The 21,209-nt window shown below is 64.5% G+C and carries 15 protein-coding genes; 11 read left to right on the forward strand and 4 right to left on the reverse strand.

Translation table 11 applies throughout. The features are described from left to right. Positions 1-135: 135 nt before the first annotated feature. Complete coding sequence (ompA, locus tag ABT24_RS00925) at positions 136-828, reverse strand: outer membrane protein OmpA (RefSeq protein ID WP_013106252.1); 693 nt, start codon at positions 826-828, stop codon at positions 136-138. A gap of 440 nt (positions 829-1,268) precedes the next feature. Here ompA and gyrA point away from each other — a divergent pair, with 440 nt between their 5' ends. The 8 genes from gyrA to ABT24_RS00965 all read left to right on the forward strand — a co-directional run bounded on the left by gyrA (position 1,269) and on the right by ABT24_RS00965 (position 12,398). After that, complete coding sequence (gene gyrA / locus ABT24_RS00930) at positions 1,269-3,875, forward strand: DNA gyrase subunit A (protein ID WP_276727192.1); 2,607 nt, start codon at positions 1,269-1,271, stop codon at positions 3,873-3,875. Between the two features lie 6 nt (positions 3,876-3,881). Next, positions 3,882-4,985: a 3-phosphoserine/phosphohydroxythreonine transaminase gene (serC, locus tag ABT24_RS00935; protein WP_276727190.1), complete on the forward strand. Its 1,104-nt coding sequence runs from the start codon at positions 3,882-3,884 to the stop codon at positions 4,983-4,985. Positions 4,986-4,991: 6 nt separating this feature from the next. Then, positions 4,992-6,089: a prephenate dehydratase gene (gene pheA / locus ABT24_RS00940; protein WP_013106249.1), complete on the forward strand. Its 1,098-nt coding sequence runs from the start codon at positions 4,992-4,994 to the stop codon at positions 6,087-6,089. 35 nt (positions 6,090-6,124) lie between these two features. Continuing rightward, positions 6,125-7,255: a histidinol-phosphate transaminase gene (gene hisC / locus ABT24_RS00945; RefSeq protein WP_276727188.1), complete on the forward strand. Its 1,131-nt coding sequence runs from the start codon at positions 6,125-6,127 to the stop codon at positions 7,253-7,255. Positions 7,256-7,259: 4 nt separating this feature from the next. Continuing rightward, positions 7,260-8,174 carry a prephenate dehydrogenase gene (locus ABT24_RS00950; RefSeq protein WP_013123467.1) on the forward strand — a complete coding sequence of 305 codons (915 nt, stop codon included), beginning with the start codon at positions 7,260-7,262 and terminating at the stop codon, positions 8,172-8,174. Next, entirely contained in the window at positions 8,161-10,140 is a 1,980-nt protein-coding gene (locus tag ABT24_RS00955; RefSeq protein WP_276727186.1) for a bifunctional 3-phosphoshikimate 1-carboxyvinyltransferase/cytidylate kinase, read from the forward strand. The genes ABT24_RS00950 and ABT24_RS00955 overlap by 14 nt, the downstream gene beginning before the upstream one ends. 74 nt (positions 10,141-10,214) lie before the next feature. After that, complete coding sequence (gene rpsA, locus ABT24_RS00960; RefSeq protein WP_013106245.1) at positions 10,215-11,918, forward strand: 30S ribosomal protein S1; 1,704 nt, start codon at positions 10,215-10,217, stop codon at positions 11,916-11,918. 147 nt (positions 11,919-12,065) lie between these two features. Next, the gene (locus tag ABT24_RS00965; protein WP_276727184.1) at positions 12,066-12,398 is read left to right on the forward strand and encodes an integration host factor subunit beta; all 333 of its coding nucleotides are present in this window, start codon (positions 12,066-12,068) and stop codon (positions 12,396-12,398) included. Positions 12,399-12,633: 235 nt separating this feature from the next. On the opposite strand, the gene ABT24_RS00970 is transcribed toward ABT24_RS00965, so the two are convergent. Continuing rightward, on the reverse strand, positions 12,634-15,591 hold the full coding sequence (locus ABT24_RS00970; RefSeq protein WP_276727182.1) for a valine--tRNA ligase: 2,958 nt from the start codon (positions 15,589-15,591) through the stop codon (positions 12,634-12,636). Positions 15,592-15,719: 128 nt separating this feature from the next. On the opposite strand from ABT24_RS00970, the gene ABT24_RS00975 reads away from it, so the two are divergent. Next, a complete protein-coding gene (locus ABT24_RS00975; protein ID WP_276727179.1) occupies positions 15,720-16,331 on the forward strand; it encodes a hypothetical protein in 612 nt (203 codons plus the stop codon). Positions 16,332-16,504: 173 nt separating this feature from the next. Then, positions 16,505-17,185 (forward strand): 7-cyano-7-deazaguanine/7-aminomethyl-7-deazaguanine transporter, encoded by a 681-nt coding sequence (locus tag ABT24_RS00980; protein WP_276727177.1) that lies wholly within the window; start codon positions 16,505-16,507, stop codon positions 17,183-17,185. 90 nt (positions 17,186-17,275) lie between these two features. Here ABT24_RS00980 and ABT24_RS00985 read toward each other — a convergent pair whose 3' ends face one another. Beyond that, positions 17,276-17,977: a nucleotidyl transferase AbiEii/AbiGii toxin family protein gene (locus tag ABT24_RS00985; protein WP_276727175.1), complete on the reverse strand. Its 702-nt coding sequence runs from the start codon at positions 17,975-17,977 to the stop codon at positions 17,276-17,278. Next, positions 17,974-18,282 (reverse strand): hypothetical protein, encoded by a 309-nt coding sequence (locus tag ABT24_RS00990; RefSeq protein WP_013123460.1) that lies wholly within the window; start codon positions 18,280-18,282, stop codon positions 17,974-17,976. Before ABT24_RS00990 ends, ABT24_RS00985 begins: the two co-directional genes overlap by 4 nt. A 93-nt stretch (positions 18,283-18,375) precedes the next feature. Between ABT24_RS00990 and ABT24_RS00995 the strand changes: the two genes are divergently transcribed. Continuing rightward, positions 18,376-21,209 (forward strand): class I SAM-dependent DNA methyltransferase (locus ABT24_RS00995; protein ID WP_502689007.1); only part of this gene is annotated, 2,834 nt, incomplete at its 3' end.

The following is a 21,209-nucleotide window of genomic DNA, read 5'->3' on the forward strand; positions in this document are numbered from 1 at the left end:
TTTCGGTCTGTGCCCCCTCAAATATAGCGAAGGCGTTGTGAAGTAGCGGCACCGCGCCAAAAAGAAAAAGCCCCGCAGGGCGGGGCTTTTTCGGTGAAGCAGTCAGCTCTAAGTCGGCAGCTTTCTTGAAACAGCTTACTTAGTGACCATGTGGGTACCGACAACCTCGACCACCGTGCGGCGGTTGGGGGCTTGGCATTCCACTTGGCTCTTGAAGGAGCCCTTGCAGCTCTTGGGATCGACGCGGAAGTCGGTCTTGCCCTTGCCTTCGACGTAGATCTTATCAGCCGGAACACCCTGGCTCACCAGATAAGCCTTCACGGCTTCAGCACGGCGAACGGAGAGCTTCTGGTTGTAAGCCACGCTGCCGAAGCTGTCGGTGTAGCCGGTGGCGATCACGACTTCCAGATTGATGGCCTTGATCTTGCCAGCCAGATCATCGAGCTTTTCCTTGCCAGCGGGCAGCAGAACAGCCTTGTTGAACTGGAAGAAGGCGTCGGCGTTGTAGGTGACCTTTTCGCTCACAGGCACAGGGGCCGGAGCGGGGGCGGGGGCGGGCGCAGGCGCGGCGGCAGGTGCGGGGGCAGGCGCCGGAGCAGGTTCAGCCTTGGCCACGACAGGCAGGCCACAAGCTTCGCTGGAGGCGGTTGCCGGCGTCCAGAAGTTGTCTTGCCAGCACAGCTTGTTGTCGCCGTTCATCCAGGTCAGACCGTACGGGTCTTGCCAGTTGTTGATGCTGCGAGCCTCACCGGCATGGGCAGCCGCCAGCGAAGATGTTGCGAGAACCGCAGCTGCGAACAATTTTGCGATTTTTTTGGGGTGGATCATGTTATTTCCTCTCGGTCGTTGATCGTTCATCGCAGCCAGAACTGCGTGTTGCCATAATAAGCGCCAGGATGCTTTGGGGTGTGAGCAATTGCCGCTTGAACTCGTTCACTGCCCGAGAACCCGACACCTGACGCATTCACTACTAGTAAACCCGAAGACATTGTGCCACAGCGTCTGTGACGTTCAATTGCTGAAACGATTCGTTTACGTTATGCCCCGAGGTGCGCATACCGACGTTGCGGTTTCGCAACATTAGCGTGATTTTTCTGCTCCACATTCCGTCATCCATTTCGCTGCTGCGCTGAAACCGGACCACGAAATACGGGCTGCTAACATCGTTCGCTTGACTGGGGGCGTGTCTGTTAGATGGGCGACGCCCGGTTTGTCGGGCCCGGTCTGGTCGCTCCGACGTCTGATCTATTGCTGCGAAGCACTCACTCATGTCCGTTTTTGCCAAAGAAACCCTGCCAATCAGCCTAGAGACGGAAATGCGTCGCTCCTACCTCGACTACGCGATGAGCGTGATCGTGGGTCGTGCACTTCCCGATGTGCGAGATGGCCTCAAGCCGGTTCATCGGCGCGTGCTGTATGCGATGCACGAATTGAGCAATGCCTGGAACCGGCCTTACAAAAAGTCGGCGCGCATCGTGGGTGACGTGATCGGTAAATACCACCCGCACGGTGACCAGTCGGTGTACGACACCATCGTGCGCATGGCGCAGGATTTTTCCTTGCGCTACATGCTGGTGGACGGACAGGGCAACTTCGGCTCGGTGGACGGCGACAACGCCGCGGCCATGCGCTACACCGAAATCCGGCTGTCGAAGATCGCGCACGAAATGCTGGCCGACATCGACAAGGAAACCGTCGATTTCGGCCCCAACTATGACGGCTCCGAGCAGGAGCCGCTGCTGTTGCCTGCGCGTCTGCCCAATTTGCTGATCAATGGCTCGTCGGGCATTGCGGTGGGCATGGCCACCAATATTCCGCCGCATAACCTGGGCGAGGTGCTCGACGCCTGTTTGCATTTGTTGCGCAACCCCGGGGCGACGATCGAGGAGTTGATGGAGCGCGTGCCTGCGCCCGACTTCCCGACAGCGGGCATCATCTATGGCACTTCGGGTGTGCGCGACGCTTACCGCACTGGACGCGGTCGGGTGGTGATGCGGGCGCGTTGCCACTTTGAAGATCTTGAAAAGGGTCAGCGTCAGGCCATCATCGTTGACGAGTTGCCGTACCAGGTCAACAAACGCACCTTGCTTGAGCGCATCGCCGAGCTGGTGCAAGAGAAAAAGATCGAGGGCATCAGCCACATCCAGGACGAGTCCGACAAATCGGGCATGCGCGTGGTCATCGAACTCAAGCGCGGCGAAGTGCCTGAGGTGGTGCTCAATAATCTGTACAAGCAGACCCAGCTGCAAGACACCTTTGGCGTCAACATGGTGGCGCTGGTGGATGGTCAGCCGCGTTTGCTCAACCTGCAGCAGATGATCGCGGCCTTTTTGTCGCACCGCCGCGAGATCATCACCCGCCGCACGGTGTTCGACCTACGCAAAGCGCGTGAACGTGGGCATGTGCTCGAAGGTCTGGCTGTGGCGCTGGCCAATGTCGATCGCATGATCGAACTCATCAAGGCCGCGCCCACGCCGCCGGTGGCCAAGGAACGTCTGCTGGCGCAGGCCTGGGAGCCGGGCGAGGCGCGCGCCATGCTGTCGCGCGTGGAGGGTGACATCACCCAGTTCCAACCCGACGATCTCGACGCGCGTTACGGCCTAAAACCCGACGGTTATTACCTCAGCGAGACGCAGGCGCAGGAAATCCTGCAGATGCGGCTGCAGCGCCTGACCGGCCTGGAGCAGGACAAGATCGTGAGCGAATACAAGGACGTCATGGAACAGATCGCCGATCTGCTCGACATCCTTGCCAAGCCTGAGCGCATGACCGAAATCATCACCACCGAAATGAGCACCTTGCGTGCCGAGTTCGGCGATGCGCGCCGTTCGCACATCGAGGTCAATGCTTACGACATCGACGTCGAAGACCTCATCACCCCGCAAGACCTGGTGGTCACCATCTCGCATTCGGGCTACGTCAAGAGCCAGCCTCTGGCGGAATACCGTGCGCAGCGCCGCGGCGGCCGGGGCAAGCTGGCCACGGGCACCAAGGAAGACGACTGGGTCGAGCAACTGTTCGTGGCCAACACCCACGACATGCTGCTGTGCTTCTCCAACCGGGGCCGGGTGTACTGGATGAAGGTATACGAGTCTCCGATGGGCGGACGCGGCTCGCGCGGCAAACCTCTGGTCAATCTGTTTCCGTTGCAGGCGGGTGAGAAGATCACCACCGTACTGCCGGTCAAGGCCTTCGACGAGCAGCACTATGTGTTCATGGCGACCGCGCGCGGCACGGTGAAAAAGACGCCGCTGACGGCGTTTGCCAACCGTCGTACCGCGGGCATCATCGCGGTCGGGCTCGATGACGACGACTACCTCATCGGTGCGGCCATTACCGATGGTCAGCACGACGTCATGTTGTTCTCGGATGCGGGCAAGGCGGTGCGTTTCGACGAGGCCGACGTACGCCCGATGGGCCGCGAGGCGCGCGGGGTGCGCGGCATGCAGCTTGAAGCCGATCAGTCCGTCATTGCCTTGCTGGTGGCCGAAGACGAAACCCAGAGCGTGCTCACCGCCACGGAAAACGGCTTCGGCAAGCGCACGTCCATCACCGAGTACACCCGTCATGGGCGCGGTACCAAGGGCATGATCGCCATCCAGACTTCGGAGCGCAACGGCAAGGTGGTGGCGGCCTGCCTGGTGCGCACCAGCGATGAAATCATGCTCATCACCGATACCGGTGTGCTGGTGCGCACGCGGGTGGAAGAGATTCGTGAAATGGGCCGGGCGACGCAGGGGGTCACCCTGATCGCGCTCGACGCCAAGGCGCATCTCATCCAGGTGCAACCGGTGGTGGAGGCGGACGACGACGAGTTGCCCCCGACCGAGCCGCCCCCGGCGGAAGACGGCGGCGCCGACACGGCCGCGGAGTGAGCCGAGATGGTCAAGCAACGCCCCTATAACTTCTCCGCCGGGCCGGCCGCCATTCCTGAAGAGGTGCTGGAACAGGCCGCGGCCGAGATGCTCGACTGGCACGGCTGCGGCATGAGCGTGATGGAAATGAGCCACCGCGGGCCGCAGTTCGAGTCCATCATCGCGCAGGCCGAGGCCGATCTGCGCGAGTTGCTGCAGATCCCTGACGACTACGCCGTGCTGTTCATGCAAGGCGGGGCGATTGCGGAGAACGCCATTGTTCCGCTGAATCTATCGCGCGGGGCCAAGGCCGACTATGTGGTGACCGGAAGCTGGTCGCAAAAAAGCCAGCAGGAAGCGCGTAAATACTGCGATGTGCACTTGAGCGCCAGCGCCCACGACGATCAAGGCTACGGCAGCATTCCCGACAACGCCGCCTGGAGCATTCGCCCCGACGCGCAATATCTGCACGTCTGCACCAACGAAACCATCGACGGGGTGGAGTTTCACTTCGTGCCCGAGAGCCGCGGCGTGCCGCTGGTGGCCGATATGTCCTCGCATCTGTTGTCGCGTGCAGTGGAGGTGTCGCGCTACGCCTGCATCTATGGCGGTGCGCAAAAGAACATCGGCCCGGCAGGACTCACTCTGGTCATTGTTCGCCGCGATCTGCTGGGCCATGCCCTGCCGCATTGCCCCAGCGCGTTCGACTATGCCGTGGTGGCGGCCAATCATTCCATGTTCAACACGCCGCCCACTTACGCGATCTACATCGCCGGACTGGTGTTGCAGTGGATCAAGCGTCAGCGTTTCGATGGGCTTGAAGGGTTGGCCGCGGTGGAAGCGCGCAATATTGCCAAGGCGCATCTGCTGTATGACGCGCTCGACGGCTCGCAGCTTTACGAAACCCGCGTGTCGCGCGATTGCCGCTCGCGCATGAATGTGCCGTTTCATCTGCGTGATACCGCTTTGAACACCGCTTTCCTGCAAGGCGCCGAGGCGGCTGGGCTGCTGCAACTCAAGGGGCACAAGTCGGTGGGCGGCATGCGGGCCTCGATCTACAACGCCATGCCGCTTGAAGGCGTGCAGGCGCTGGTGAACTACTTGCAAGACTTTGAAAAACGCCACGGCTGAAATCCGATGAGCCAAGATTCCCAAGATGACCTGAGCCCCTGGCGTGACCAGATCGACGCCCTCGACAAACAGATTCTGGCGCTGCTCAACCAGCGGGCCGAAGCCGCGCAGCAGATCGGCCATATCAAGCAGCGCTTGAACATGCCGGTGTTCCGCCCCGAGCGTGAACGTCAGGTGATCGAAAAGCTGCATGAGCACAATGCTGGGCCGCTGCGCAATGCCGGCGTGAGCGCCATCTGGCGCGAAGTCATGTCGGCCTGCCGCGCTCTGGAGGCGCCGCAGCGCGTGGCGTATCTGGGCCCTGCGGGCACGTTCAGCGAGCAGGCGGCGCGGCGGTTCTTCGGTGCCAGTGCGCAAGGCTTTCCCTGCGCGACCATCGACGATGTGTTTCGCAGCTATCTGAGTGGTGAGAGCGAGTTCGCCATCGTGCCGGTGGAAAACAGTACCGAAGGCGCGGTGGCGCGCAGCATGGACCTGCTGCTGGCGCATCCGGTGCATCTGTGCGGCGAGGTCAGTTTGCCGGTGCGGCATTTCCTGATGCGGCAGATGCCCGATCTACAGGGCATCCAGACGGTCGCTGCGCACCCCCAAGCTTTGGCCCAGTGCGCGGGCTGGCTACGTGCGCATCTGCCCAATGCTGAAATTCGACCCGTATCGAGCAATGCCGAGGGCGCCCGGCTGGCTGCGGAAGACGCCAGCATCGCCGGGATCGCCGCCGAGGCGACCGCGGTGCTTTACGGTCTGCACATCGCCGCGCGCGCCATTCAGGACGAGGCGCAGAACACCACGCGCTTTGTCGTGCTCGGCGCGGCGCAGCCCGAACCCACCGGGTCCGACCGCACCAGCCTCATCCTCTCCGTGCCCAACCGCGCCGGTGCGGTGTACGACCTGCTCAAACCGCTGGCCGCGCATGGGGTGAGCATGACCCGGTTCGAGTCGCGCCCGGCGCGCTCGGGCGAATGGGAATACGCTTTTTATATCGACGTCGAAGGGCACCAAGACGAACCCCGTGTGGCAACCGCGTTGCGCGAGCTGCAAGGAGTGTGCGCGATGTACAAGTGCCTGGGCTCCTACCCCATCGATAAAAAACCACGCGACAACTGAGCTGAGCACGGCTCGCATCTCCCGAGAGTTTGAACATGTCAGAACAACACGCCACCCAAGCCCGCTGGGGCGCCGATTACGTCCAGGCCATTTCACCTTACGTCGGGGGCAAGCCCATCGCCGAAGTCGCGCGGCAGTTTGGTTTGCAGCCCGAGCGCATCGTCAAGCTGGCCTCGAATGAAAACCCGCTGGGCATGTCGCCCAAGGCGCGTGAGGCCATCGTGGCCGCGATGGCCGATAGCACCCGCTACCCCGACAACGACGGCTACGCGCTGAAACAGGCGCTGGCCAGCAAGCTGAGTGTGCCGGCCGAGTGGATCACCCTCGGCCATGGTTCGAGCGACCTGCTGGAAATGGCTGCGCGCGCCTTGCTGACCGACGCCGATGCCGGCATGTATTCGCGCTACAGCTTCATCGTTTACACGCAAGCGGTGCAGGGCGTGGGGGCAACGCATCAGGTCGTGCCCGACCGCGATTTTGGTCACGACCTGCCCGCCATGCTGGCCGCCATCACCCCGCAGACCAAGCTGATCTTCGTGGCAAACCCCAACAATCCAACCGGCACGTTTTTGCCGGCTGACGAGTTGCACGACTTTCTGCGCAAGGTGCCGCCGCACATCGCCGTGGTGCTCGACGAAGCCTATGTGGAATACATCGAACCCGCGCTGCGTTACGACAGCATGGCTTGGGTGCGCGAATTTCCCAATCTGATTGTTTCGCGCACCTTTTCCAAGGCTTACGGCCTGGCGGGCCTGCGCATGGGCTACGGCGTGTCGCAGCCGGCGCTGACCGATGTGCTCAACCGGGTGCGCTCGGCCTTCAACACCAGCACGCTAGGACAGGCCGCGGCGCTTGCCGCGCTGGACGATCTGGCTTTCATCGATCAGGCCTATGCGGTCAACCGGGCCGGTCAGGCGCAGCTGGCTGCGGCGTTCGATGAGCTGGGCCTGCGCTACATCCCCTCGCAAGGCAACTTCATTCTGGTGAAGGTGGGCGATGACGCAAAGGCTGGCGCGCGATTGAATCTGGCGCTGTTGCAGCGCGGCGTGATCGCCCGTCCGGTGGACAACTACGGACTGCCCCAATGGCTGCGCATTTCGGTGGGTACCGAGGCGGAAAACGCTACCTGCATCGCCGCACTGCGCGACCACTATGCCGCAAGCTGAGGCCATGGACACTGTGATCGGCGACGAAGCCTCTGTACAGTTCGAGCGTCTGGCCATTCTCGGGGTCGGTCTGCTCGGCGGCTCGTTCGCCTTGGCTGCGCGTCGAGCCAAGCTGGCGCGGCGCGTCGTGGGCTACAGCAAGTCGCCCACGACCACCCGCACCGCGCTGGAACGCGGCATCATCGACGAAGAGGCTGATTCGGCGCTGCGTGCGGTGCATGGCGCCGATCTCGTGCTGCTGGCCGTGCCGGTGGTGTCCACCGGCGATCTGCTCAAGCAGTTGCGGCACGGGCTGGAGCCCCACGCCCTGGTGATGGACGTCGGCAGCACCAAGGGCAATGTGGTGGCGGCGGCGCAGTCGCAACTCGGCGCGCGGCAAAGCCAGTTCGTGCCCTGCCACCCAATAGCGGGTAAGGAAAAGAGCGGGGTGCTGCATGCCGAAGCCGGTTTGTTCGACGGCAAGCGCGTGGTCATCACGCCGCTTGCGGCCAACAGCGACAGCTTTGTGGACATCGCCACCCAGGCGTGGGAGTCGATCGGCGGCGTGGTCTCGGTGATGTCGCCCGAAGAGCACGATGCGGCCTTTGCCGCCGTCAGCCACCTGCCGCATCTGCTGGCGTTCAGCTATGTGTATGCGCTCTCCAGCCAGCCGCAGGGCAGCGCCTTTTTGCAACTGGCCGGACCGGGGTTTCGCGACTTCAGCCGCATCGCCGGGGGCGATCCGCACATGTGGCGCGACGTGCTGCAGGCCAATCGCGACGAAGTGCTGCGGCAACTGCAACTCTACAAACAGGCGCTGGCGGGTTTCGAGGCGCAGATTCAGCAGGGCAACTGGAGCGCGGTCGAGGCGCTGATTCGCCGCGCCAGCCAGGTGCGGCAGGGCTGGGACGCTCCGGCGTCGTCCGATGATGAAGTCTGAAGCGCGCGATCTGCCGCCGCTCATCGGCGCGGGCGGACGGGTGAAGCTGCCCGGTTCCAAGAGCATTTCCAATCGCGTCCTGCTGCTCGCCGCGCTGGCCGAGGGGCAGACCGAGATCACCGGCCTGCTCGATTCCGACGACACCCGCGTTATGCTCGCTGCGCTGCAAGCGCTGGGCATTGCCGTGCGGCGCGAGGGCCAGACGGCTCATGTGCAGGGCGGGGCAGGGCGCTTTCCGGCAGCGCAGGCCGATCTGTTCATGGGCAACGCGGGCACCGCGATCCGGCCGCTGACCGCCGCGCTGGCGCTGCTGGGGGGAGACTATGCGCTGCACGGCGTGCCCCGCATGCATGAACGCCCGATCGGCGATCTGGTCGATGCGCTGCGGCAGTTCGGTTGCGACATCCGCTACACCGGGCAGGAAGGCTATCCGCCGCTGCACATCGGGGCCAGCCATTTCCGCCTGAATGGCGACGTGGCCGTGCGCGGCGATGTCTCCAGCCAGTTTCTCACCGCCCTGTTGCTGGCGCTGCCACTCAAGGCGAGCGATCACGACATCGCCATTGCGGTGCAGGGCGAGCTGATTTCCAAACCCTATATCGAGATCACCCTCAACCTGCTGCGGCGCTTTGGCGTGCAGGTGCAACGCACCGGGTGGGAACGGTTTGTCATTCCTGCGGGCAGTCGCTTGCGCAGCCCTGGCCGCATCGCCGTGGAGGGCGATGCTTCGTCGGCGTCTTACTTTCTGGCGGCGGGCGTGCTGGGTCAATGGCACGGCAAGGGCGCGCCGGTGCGGGTGGAGGGCGTGGGGCGCGACAGCATTCAGGGCGACGTGGCGTTTGCGCGCGTGCTCGAAGACCTCGGCGCCCAGGTGCGCTGGGGCGACGACTTTATCGAAACCGACGGCCTGCAAGCCGGATTGACCGCGCTGCGCGGCGGCGACATCGACTGTCTGGCCATTCCCGACGCGGCCATGACCCTGGCGATTACCGCGCTGTTCGCCGACGCGCCCACCACGCTGACCGCCATCGGCAGTTGGCGCGTGAAAGAAACCGACCGCATCCACGCCATGGCCACCGAGTTGACCAAGCTCGGGGCGCAGGTCGAATCCGGCCCCGACTGGCTGCGTGTGCATCCCTTGCCCGCAGCGCAGTGGCGCAGTGCGGCCATCGCCACTTACGACGATCACCGCATGGCCATGTGTTTTTCGCTCGCCAGCTTCGGCCATGCCGACATCCGCATTCTCGATCCGGGCTGTGTGGCCAAGACCTACCCCGGCTATTTCGACGACTTTGCCCGCATTGCCCGGCCCGTGCCGGTCATCGCCATCGACGGCCCCACCGCCTCCGGCAAAGGCAGTATCGCCACCGCCGTGGCCGAGGCGCTGGGCTTCGATTGCCTCGACTCGGGCGTGCTCTACCGCCTCATCGCCTGGGAGGCATTGCAGCAGGGCGTGCCGCTGGACGACAGCGACGCGCTGGCCCGGCTCGCGGCCGATCTGCCCGTGACCTTTACTGCGGGCGGCATCGTCCTGAACGGACAAGTTTTCGACGCGGCACAACTTCGCACCGAAGCCGTCGGGCAAGCCGCTTCGACCATCGCCGCCATTCCCTCCGTGCGCGAAGCCTTGTTTGCCTTGCAGCGCAGCTTTCGCCGCGCGCCGGGGCTCGTGGCCGATGGTCGAGACATGGGCACTGTCGTCTTTCCAGACGCCCCCCTCAAGGTCTTCCTCACCGCCAGTGCCCACAGTCGCGCCGAGCGCCGGTATAAGCAATTGATTTCACAAGGGATTCCCGCTATACTAGCCGACGTTTTTGCGGAGCTTGAGTTGCGCGACGCACGCGATACCCAGCGTGACGTGGCTGCGCTGAAGCCCGCGCCAGACGCCCAACTGCTTGACAGCACCGATTTGAGCCTTGAGCAAACGGTTGAAGCTGTGTTGGCTTTGTGGCGTCAATCCGTCTGAACGCGCGCCCTGCGCGTCTCAGTTTTTTCTCTCTCCAACCCCACGGTCTTTCGTGGTTTGAAGGTCTTAACTCAATGTCCTCTGTCTCCCCAAGTGCTGCTTCCACCGAGTCGTTTGCCGCACTGTTTGAAGAATCCCTGCAATCACGCGACATGCGCACCGGCGAAGTCATTACCGCCGAAGTCGTGGCGGTCGATCAGAACTTTGTCGTGGTCAACGCCGGGCTGAAGTCCGACGCCTACATCCCCATCGAAGAGTTCCACAACGATCAGGGTGAAGCCGACGTTCACGTCGGCGATTTCGTCTCGGTTGCCATCGACGCGCTGGAAAACGGCCGCGGCGACACCGTGCTGTCGCGCGACAAGGCCAAGCGCCTGGCCTCCTGGCTGTCGCTGGAGAAGGCACTGGAAACCGGCGAATTCGTCGAAGGCACCACGACCGGCAAGGTCAAGGGCGGCCTGACCGTCATGGTCAACGGCATTCGCGCCTTCCTGCCCGGCTCGCTGCTCGACACGCGGCCGGTGAAAGACACCACGCCGTACGAGAACAAGACCATGGAGTTCAAGGTCATCAAGCTCGACCGCAAACGCAATAACGTGGTGCTGTCGCGCCGCGCCGTGGTCGAAGCCAGCCAAGGCGAAGAACGCGCCAAACTGCTCGAAACCCTGCAAGAAGGCTCGCTGGTCACCGGCGTGGTCAAGAACATCACCGACTACGGCGCCTTCGTCGACCTCGGCGGCATCGACGGCCTGCTGCACATCACCGATCTGGCCTGGCGTCGTGTGCGTCACCCCAGCGAAGTGGTCACCCCCGGTCAGGAAGTCACGGCCAAAGTGCTCAAGTTCGACGCCGAGAAGGGCCGCGTTTCCCTGGGCCTCAAGCAGATGGGCGACGACCCGTGGCATGGCGTTTCGCGCCGTTACCCCGCGGGCACGCGTCTGTTCGGTAAGATCACCAACATCGCCGAGTACGGTGCGTTCGTCGAGATCGAGCCGGGCATCGAAGGCCTGGTGCACGTCTCCGAAATGGACTGGACCAACAAAAACGTCGCTCCGAGCAAAGTGGTGCAACTGGGCGACGAGGTCGAAGTGCAAGTGCTGGAAATCGACGAAGACCGTCGCCGCATCAGCCTGGGCATGAAGCAGTGCCGCGCCAACCCCTGGGACGAATTCGCCGCCAACCACAAGCGTGGCGACAAGGTTGCCGGCCCGGTCAAGTCGATCACCGATTTTGGCGTGTTCATCGGCCTGCCCGGTGGCATCGACGGCCTCATCCACCTGTCCGACCTGTCCTGGAACGACACCGGCGAGTCGGAAGTGCGCAACTACAAGAAGGGCCAGGACGTCGAAGCCGTGGTGCTGGCCATCGACATCGAGCGCGAGCGCATTTCGCTGGGTATCAAGCAGATGCTCGACGATCCGTTCATGTCGTTTGCCGCGCTGAATGACAAGGGCAAGATCGTCGAAGGCACCGTGAAAGCGGTGGACCCCAAGGGCGCCACCATCGATCTGGGCAGCGACATCGAAGGCTATTTGCGTGCTTCCGAGATCTCGCGCGAGCGCGTCGAAGACGCCCGCAACGTGCTCAAGGAAGGCGATCAAGTCTCTGCGGTCGTCGTCAACATCGACCGCAAAACCCGCAACATCCAGTTGTCGGTCAAGGCGAAAGACGCCGCCGAACAGCAGGAAGCCATGGACCGTCTGGCGGGCGACACCCGCGAAGCCGGTACCACCAACCTCGGTGCGCTGCTGCGCGCCAAGATGGACAAAGGCTCCTGATCAGTTGCGTTGCTCGTTTGCATTGATCGACTCGCCCGTGCGGGCTGCTGTGTTGGGTAGCGTCGAACTTGGCGCAAACCCAACGCGGTCCTGATGTGCGGCGGCCTACGGTGTTCACCGGGGCCGCCGTTTTCACCTTTACCCCTTATGACTCGCTCTGATCTCGTTGAAATCCTGGCCGCTCAGTTTCCTCAACTGACCCACCGCGACGCTGAACTGTCTGTGAAGACCATTCTCGACGCGTTGGCGCAGGCCCTCGATGACGGGCATCGTGTCGAAATCCGGGGCTTCGGCAGCTTCAGCGTCAGCCATCGTTCGGCCCGCATCGGGCGCAATCCGCGCTCGGGTGAGCAGGTGGCCGTGCCCGAGAAGCGCATCCCGCATTTCAAGCCGGGCAAGACTCTGCGTGAACTGGTGGATTACCAGACCGAAGAGCGCAAGGTGGATGGGCGAAACCAGCCCGAGAACGTCGTCGATTGAGCGTGCTTTAGCGGTCGATTCTGACGGCTGAACCCTAGGAGTCTGTCGGACTTGAGGATCGCGGGCTGCAAAATGGCGCTGCGGCGCCCTGCGCCAGCGGCTTTTTGCTCCATAGCGACGGCTATGGAGCGGCAAATCCGCCGCCACAGGGCATCCACACCGCCATTTTTCGCCATCCACGCCCCAAGCCCGACAGACTCCTAGTCCCGTGCCCTGCGAAGGGCACGGGACTTTTTTATGGGGCAGTCGGCAAACGCGCGATCTGCTCTTTCACCTTGACCAGCAGCGCCTGGAAATCGCTTAGACGCTCGTGCTCCTGCGCCACCACGGCCGCCGGAGCGCGATCGACGAAACTGGCGTTGGAGAGCTTGCCTTGTGCCTTGGCGATTTCGGCTTGCAGACGCTGCGCCTCCTTGCCCAGACGCGCGTGCTCCGCTGCGGCGTCCACCTCGACGAACAGGGCGAACTGCGTGGCGCCCAGCGCGGTGGTAGGCGCGGATTGCGTGGCAGCTTTCCAAGCGGTCTCGTCGGCGAACACCTTGACCTCCGACACTTTGGCCAGGGCTTGCAGGGCGGGGCGGTGGCGCTCGATCAAGCTCACGTCGCCGCAGGCCAGCAGCGGCAGACGCTGCGCCGGTGAAACGCCCAGTTCGCCGCGTAGATTGCGGCAGGCGTCGACCAGTTGCTTGAAGGCGGCGATTTCCGCTTCGGCAGCAGCGTCGATCTTTTCGGGTTGCGCCAGCGGGTAGGGCGCCACGGCCAGGCTGGCGCCGCTGCGCCCGGCCAGCGGCGCGACGGTCTGCCAGAGTTCTTCGGTGATGAAGGGCATGATGGGGTGGGCCAGACGCAGCACGGCCTCCAGCGTGCGCACCAGGGTGCGACGGGCGGCGCGCTGTTGCTGCGGCGTGCCGTGGGCGATCTGGGTCTTGGCGATTTCCAGATACCAGTCGCAATACTCATCCCAGACGAATTGGTAGATGGCCTGGGCGGCGAAGTCCAGGCGGTAGTCGGCAAAGCCCTGCGCCACCTGCTGTTCGGTGCGCTGCAGTTGCGAGGCGATCCAGCGGTCGGCGGCGCTGAAGTGCATATAGCCGTCGGGGCCGCAGTCGCCGTCGCTGAAGTGCATATAGCCGTCGGGGCCGCAGTCGCCGTCGCCGGACCGCTCCAAGGCGGCGACCGCCCCCTCGGGGGGCAGCGAGCCTTGGCGAGCGTGGGGGCTGTTGCCTACGCCACATTGATCCATGCCACGGTCGAAGGCTTCGAGTCCATCGACCTGCATCAGCACAAAGCGCGTGGCGTTCCACAGCTTGTTGCAAAAGTTGCGGTAGCCCTCGCAGCGCTTGGTGTCGAAGTTGATATTGCGGCCCAGCGTGGCCATCGAGGCAAAGGTGAAGCGCAGGGCGTCAGCGCCGTAGGCGGGAATGCCGCCCGGGAATTCCTTCTCGGTGGCCTTGCGCACTGCGGGTGCGGTTTCGGGTTTGCGCAGGCCAGTGGTGCGTTTGTCGAGCAGGGGGGCGAGTTCGATGCCGTCGATCAGATCGACCGGGTCGAGCACATTGCCCTCGCTCTTGCTCATTTTCTTGCCGTGCGCGTCGAGCACCAGACCGTGGATGTAAACGTGCTTGAACGGCACCTTGCCGGTGAAGTGGGTGGTCATCATGATCATCCGGGCAACCCAGAAGAAAATGATGTCGAAGCCTGTGACCAGCACCGAGGAGGGCAGGAACAGGTCCATCTCCTTCGTCGGCTCGGGCCAGCCCAGGGTGGAGAAGGGCACCAGCGCGGAGGAATACCAGGTGTCGAGCACGTCCGGGTCTCGGGTGAGCGAGCGGTTGTAGCCCGCGGCGGACGCCTTGTCGCGCGCCTCGGCTTCGCTGCGGGCGACAAAAATTTCGCCGTTCTCGCCGTACCACGCCGGTATCTGGTGGCCCCACCAAAGCTGGCGCGAAATGCACCAGTCCTGAATATTGGCCATCCACTGGTTGTAAGTGTTCACCCAGTTTTCGGGGACGAACTTCACCTCGCCGTCGGCCACCGCGTCGATGGCCTTTTGCGCAATGCTCTTGCCGTCCGGGCCGGGCTTGGTGGTGGCCACGAACCACTGGTCGGTGAGCATGGGCTCGACGATCTGGCCGGTGCGCGCACAGACCGGCACCATGTTTTTGTGCGGCACCGCTTTTTCGAGAAAGCCCTGGGCTTCCAGGTCTTTGAGCAGCGCCTTGCGCGCGGCGTAGCGGTCGAGCCCCTGGTACGCGGCAGGGCCGTTTTCATTGATGCGCGCGTCGTCGGTGAAGATGGTGATCAGCGGAATGTCGTGGCGCAGCGCGCAGGCGTAATCGTTGAAGTCGTGCGCGCCGGTGATTTTCACGCAGCCCGAGCCGAAATCGCGCTCGACGAAGCCATCGGCGATGATGGGAATCTTGCGGTCGCACAGCGGCAGATCGACATACTTGCCGATGAACTTGGCGTAGCGTTCATCTTCTGGATGCACCGCCAGCGCGCCGTCGGCCATCATGGTTTCGGGCCGGGTGGTGGCGATGTGCATGCCGCGCACGCCGTCGATGGGCCCGTCGCTGAACGGGTAGAGGATGTGCCACATGAAGCCGTCGTGCTCCTGGCTTTCCACCTCCAGATCGCTCACCGCGCTCTTGAGCACCGGGTCCCAGTTCACCAGCCGCTTGCCGCGATAGATCAAGCCTTGTTCGTAAAGCTGCACGAAGGTCTCCACCACGGCCTTGGACAGCTTTTCGTCCATGGTGAAGTACTCGTGCTCCCAGCTCACCGAGTCGCCCATGCGGCGCATCTGGCCGGTGATGGTGTTGCCCGACTGCTGCTTCCATTCCCACACTTTTTCGACAAACTTGTCGCGCCCCAGGTCGTGGCGGCTCAGTCCCGCAGCCTGCAATTGCCGCTCCACCACGATCTGCGTGGCAATGCCCGCATGGTCCATGCCCGGCACCCATAGGGTGTTGTCGCCGCGCATGCGGTGGTAGCGCACCAGAGTATCCATCACCGTCTGGTTGAACGCATGGCCCATGTGCAGCGTGCCCGTGACGTTGGGCGGCGGCAGTTGCACGCAGAACGACGGTTTGGCGGCGTCCAGCGTGGGGGCGAACACGCCCAGCTCCTCCCAGCGCTGAGTCCAGCGGGCTTCGATGTTGTGGGGCTCAAACGATTTGGCGAGTTCGGTCATGGGAATGTGCGGGTGCGCGGCGGCTTGTCGCGGTTCGGATGAAATGCGCTGGGCACGGCAAATGACGCGACGCCCAAGCAAAGCGCCCGATTTTACGGGCGCGCGTCGCGCCGTTCTACACTCAATAAATGTCTTGTCCCGATTCCAGCCGTTCCGCAAGGTATTCGCTCTGGCGAGGCCTCCTCGCCGCGGTATCTGGTCTGTATCTGGCCGGAGCGCTCAGCGGTTGCGCCGCATTGCTGCCGCGCGGCGAGGCGCAGACCAGCAAGCCCTGGAGCAACTTCTCCCAGGCGCATGCCGCGTATGAACGGATTACGCCTTACCGCACCACAACCGCCCAGTTGCGTCAGGAGGGCATCGACCCTTTGACCACGCCCAATATCACCATCCTGAACTACGCCGATATCGTGCGGCGGCTGCTGCCGCCCTCGGGCAATGACTTGGCCCTCGATCCCGGCATCCGCGACTGCATGCAGGCGCAAACCGCCTGTCGTGGTTTTGAGATCGACCAGCGCCATATCGACCGCAAGCGCGTGGGCAATTTCTGGCTCGACTTTCTCGACTTCCGTCGCGAAACCGTCACTACCGGCTGGCGTTTCAACATGCTCTTGCTCGTGGTGGATGATCGCGTGGTCTATAAGCTCTGGGGCGGGCAGCCTGAAATCTCGGAGGTGGAAACCACGCGCAATCCACTGGGGCCGCTGCAGGGCTTCGGTCAATCGGTGCTCGGGCGATACTGAGCGCCAACGCGGGCGGCAAGCCAACTTCGGACGGCCTTGGGTTGCCTGCGAGCGGCACCCGGCGAGCACACGACGCTGTGGTTTAAAATTGCGTTTTTTCACAACAAGGCTGCGCGATAGAGCGCCAGCCGCCGGTGGTTCCCTTACCCACCGTCCAAGCAAAAAGGTCGTCCATGTTGTTCACGCTTGACTTGAGCGCCGCTCGCCAGCGCGCCGTGGTGGCCGCTCTGGCCGCGCTGCATATCGCCATCATCATCGCCAGCAACTATCTGGTGCAGTTGCCCATCACCCTGTTCGGCCTGCACACCACCTGGGCGGCGTTCAGCTTCCCGCTGGTTTACGTCGCGACCGATCTCACCGCCCGGCTGCTCGGGGCGGGCCCGGCGCGGCGCGTGGTGCGCTGGGTGATGCTGCCGGCCCTCGTGCTGTCCTACGCCATCTCGGTGCTGTTTCACGACGGTGCGTTTGCCGGGTGGGCGGCGCTGGGCGGGTTCAACCTGTTCGTATTCCGCATCGCTATGGGCAGTTTCATCGCCTACGCCGTGGGGCAGATGCTCGATATTTTTGTGTTCTCGCGCCTGCGCGCCACGCTGGCCGGTAGCCGCCATTGGTGGCTGGCGCCCTCGGTGTCGAGCGTATTCGGCAATCTGGTGGACAGCGTGCTGTTCTTCTCCATCGCCTTCTACGCCAGCAGCGACCCCTTCATGGCCGCGCACTGGGTGGAGATCGCGCTGGTGGATTACGCGGTCAAGCTGGCAATGGCCGTGCTCGGCGTGCTGCCGCTGTACGGCCTGCTGCTGGCCGGGCTGCAGCGCTGGCTGGCGCGTAGCGCGGTGCAGGCTGTGGCGGCTTGAAGGGATGTGAACGGGCGCTCCCGAATGAACGCTCCCGAATGAACGCTCACAAATGAACGCTCACAATAGGCCAAGCCGAACCGCCGTGGCCTACGCAGAAGCCGCGCGCGCGTAGCTCTCGGTCTCGGTCAGCGCCCAATCGATCGACTCGCCCAGCGCGGGCTTGTCGGGGGCGCGAATCGCCTCCCACGCGACCGCCGCAGCGTTTGACGTCTTCATGGCCAGCAGCGCCTCCCGAATCGCCGCCAGACGGTCGCCTGAAAGAAGTCCGGCCATCCGCTTGCCCATAGGCCCGGTCGGGCTGTGCCGAGTCACCGCCCGCCAGTCAAACAGATCGCGCGGCGTCAATGCCCAGCCCCGATAGAACAATTTTTTGGCGAGAACTTCTTCTATCGGCTCAAGCGCAAAAGACACCTCGGCCGCGAACTCGTCGGGCAGACCCAGCAGCGACATGCTCACGATGAAATCGATCTCCCCCGCCGGACATCGCAGTTTCAGCGCGCTGGCCGATTCTTCATAGCCCGTCACGACCGATTCGAAACGATCATTCAGCCGTGGCGAGAGATAGCCGATCCACTGTGGATCGCGGATGAACAGATCGATGTCGTCACTGATCCGGTGATCAAGGGCCAGCATCAGCCTGGTGCCGCCGCCCAGCCTGGGGTGCATGGCAACCCCCGCGTGTTGTTCGGCATCCGTCACCAAATCAACCGCGATGCGGGCAAGCTCAAGCCAAGAACCGCTGGTTTTGAAGCGCAGCACGTCGTGGTGTGTGGTCATGTTCGAGGTCATGTCCGCTGCGCGACCAGTTGCTCCCAGGCCTTGACGCGCGGCAGGCCATCTGCCAGGGATTCGGTGTAAAGCTGATGGGCGTGCTGCCAGTCTGACTGCGCCTCGCGGGCGCAGCTCAAGATGAGCGCTGGATCGATCTCGACGAACACGCTGTGCAGCAGCCCGCGAACCAGCGGCGCCTCTGGGCCGCTCGCCAAATTCACCACGCTGCCCTCGCGCAACGCCCGCGCGAGATCCTCGGCGCGAACTACCGTGCCGACAGCCGCATTCAGGTGTCCGACCGCGAGATCGAGTTTGCTGTGCATGCGGCCATTTTGCCGCAAATCGCCATGCCGAACGCCGGCCCGCAGGGCAGCGCGCGCGGTCGCCCTACCATCGCGCAAAACGCCGCCCACGCCATGACCGATCATCCCTCCGCAGCCCTCACTGCCGCCGCGCACCCCGACGCCGCCCGCGCCGCCGACTTCATCGCCCGCTGGAGCGGCGTCGCCGCCTCCGAACTCTCCACCGCCCAGAGCTTCGTGCGCGAGTTGTGCGAGCTGCTCGGCGTGCCCGTGCCGCACCCCACGCCCGAGCTCGACTACATGTTCGAGCGGCCCATCACCTTTCGCCACGGCGACGGCAGCAGCAGCCCCGGCCGCATCGACTGCTACCGGCGCGGCGCCTTCGTGCTCGAAGCCAAGAAGCTGCGCGCCGGCGCCGACACCCGCCGCTTCGACGACGCTCTGCTGCGCGCCCGCGCCCAGGCGGAGGGCTACGCCCGCGCGCTCGAACCCGCCGAACTCGCCGCGGGCGGCCGTCCGCCCTTTCTGCTCGTGGTCGATGTCGGCCAGGTGATCGAGCTTTACGCCGAATTCACTCGCAGCGGCGCCACCTACACCCCGTTTCCCGATCCCCGCAGCCACCGCATCGCGCTCGCCGACCTCGCCCGCGCCGAGGTGCGCGACACCCTGCGCCGCATCTGGCTCGACCCGCTCGGCCTCGACCCCGCCCGCGCCAGCGCCCGCGTCACCCGCGAAGTCGCCGCGCAACTGGCCGAACTCGCCCGCTCGCTCGAAGCCAGCGGCCACGCCCCGCAGCTTGTCGCCGCCTACCTCACCCGCTGCCTGTTTTCCATGTTCGCCGAGGACGTCGGCCTGCTGCCCGGCGCGGCCGAAGGCGGGCAGGGCGACCAAGGCGGCTTCGTCACCCTGCTCAAGCGCCACCGCGACGACCCCGTCACCCTGCAGCGCATGCTCGCCGCCCTCTGGGCCGACATGGACCGCGGCGGCTTCTCCGTCGCCCTGGCGCAGACCGTGCTGCGCTTCAACGGCAAGTTGTTCAAGGGCGCGGCCGACGACGCCTACTCCCTGCCGCTCACCCGCGCGCAGGTCGATCTGCTGCTCGCCGCCGCCCGCGCCAACTGGCGCGAAGTCGAGCCCGCCATCTTCGGCGCCCTGCTCGAACGCGCGCTCGACCCCGCCGAACGCCACGCCCTCGGCGCCCACTACACCCCGCGCGCCTACGTCGAACGCCTCGTGCTGCCCACCGTGATGGAACCCCTGCGCCGCGAATGGGCCGACGCCCAGGCCGCCGCGCTGCTGCTCGCCCACGAAGCCGCCGAACTCGACGGCCGCCCGCGCGACGCCAAGATGGACGCCGCCCGCGCCGAACTCCGCCGCTTTCATCACCGCCTGTGCACCCTGCGCGTGCTCGACCCCGCCTGCGGCAGCGGCAACTTCCTCTACGTCACCCTCGAACACCTCAAGCGCCTCGAAGGCGAAGTGCTCAACCAGCTTGCCGCCCTTGGCGAAACCCAGAACAAACTCGCGTTAGAGGGCGAAACTGTCACCCCGCAGCAGCTTCTCGGCCTCGAAGTCAACGCCCGCGCCGCCGCGCTGGCCGAACTCGTGCTGTGGATCGGCTACCTGCAATGGCACATCCGCACCCGCGGCGACCGCGCCGTGGCCGAACCCGTCGTGCACGACTACGGCAACATCGTCTGCCGCGACGCCGTGCTCGCCTGGAGCGCCCAGCGCCCCCTGCTCGACGCCCAGGGCCAGCCCCGCACCCGCTGGGACGGCCGCACCTACACCGCCCACCCCGCCACCGGCGAGCCCGTCCCCGACCCCGCCGCCCAAGTGCCGCAATGGGCCTACGACCAACCCCGCCCCGCCGACTGGCCGCAGGCCGACTACATCGTCGGCAACCCGCCCTTCATCGGCGACAAGCGGCTGCGCGAAGCGCTCGGCGAGGGCTATGTGGATGCCCTGCGCGCCGCCTGGCCCGACATGCCCGAGAGCGCCGACTTCGTCATGTACTGGTGGCACGCCGCCGCGCGCAAAGTGGCGGCGGGCCAAGCGCAGCGCTTCGGCTTCATCACCACCAACAGCCTGCGCCAGACCTTCAACCGCCGCGTGGTGCAAAGCGCCCTCAACGCAGATTTACACCTCGTTTACGCCATCCCCGACCACCCCTGGGTGGACAGCGCCAGCGGCGCCGCCGTGCGCATCGCCATGACCGTGGCCGAAGCCGGCGCCGGCGAAGGCCGCCTGCAGACCGTCATCGCCGAGACCCCCGGCGAACACGGCGAAATGACCGTGCAACTGCGCGAGCAGACCGGGCTGATTCACGCGGATTTGACGGTGGGGCCGAACCTGTTGTCAGCGCAGGCTTTGCGGGCCGATCTGGGTTTGAGCAATCGCGGCGTGCAACTCTTTGGCGCCGGATTCATCGTCACCCCCGAGCAAGCCGCTGCGCTGCGCCCCACCCCGGCCCTCCCCACAAGTGGAGAGGGAGCAATCACACATCTCCCACGCAGGGGAGATGTTGGAAAGGACATGCCCACCCCGGCCCTCCCCACAAGTGGAGAAGGAGCAAACACAACCAGCCTTGCTCCTCCCCCACCCCGTGGGGGAGGTTGGGAGGGGGAGATCGTGCGCCCCTACCGCAACGGCCGCGACCTCACCGACACCCCGCGCGGCGTGCTCGTCATCGACCTCTTCGGCCTCGACGCCGAGCAAGTGCGCAGCCGCTACCCGGCCGTCTATCAATGGCTGCTCGAACGCGTGAAGCCCGAACGCGACCAGAACAACCGCGCAAGCCGCCGCGAGAAATGGTGGCTGTTCGGAGAAACCAATCCGATGCTGCGCAAACGGGACTGTCCGGATTTTTGTGTTCGAGGCGCTGGGAGACTTTTCCACGGCGTCGGTCGGCGCTTGCGACGAACCGAGCGACGCGGTGGGAAAGTCGG

The organism is Thiomonas sp. SCN 64-16 (assembly GCF_001725585.1).
Classification (GTDB): Bacteria; Pseudomonadota; Gammaproteobacteria; order Burkholderiales; family Burkholderiaceae_C; genus Thiomonas; species Thiomonas arsenitoxydans.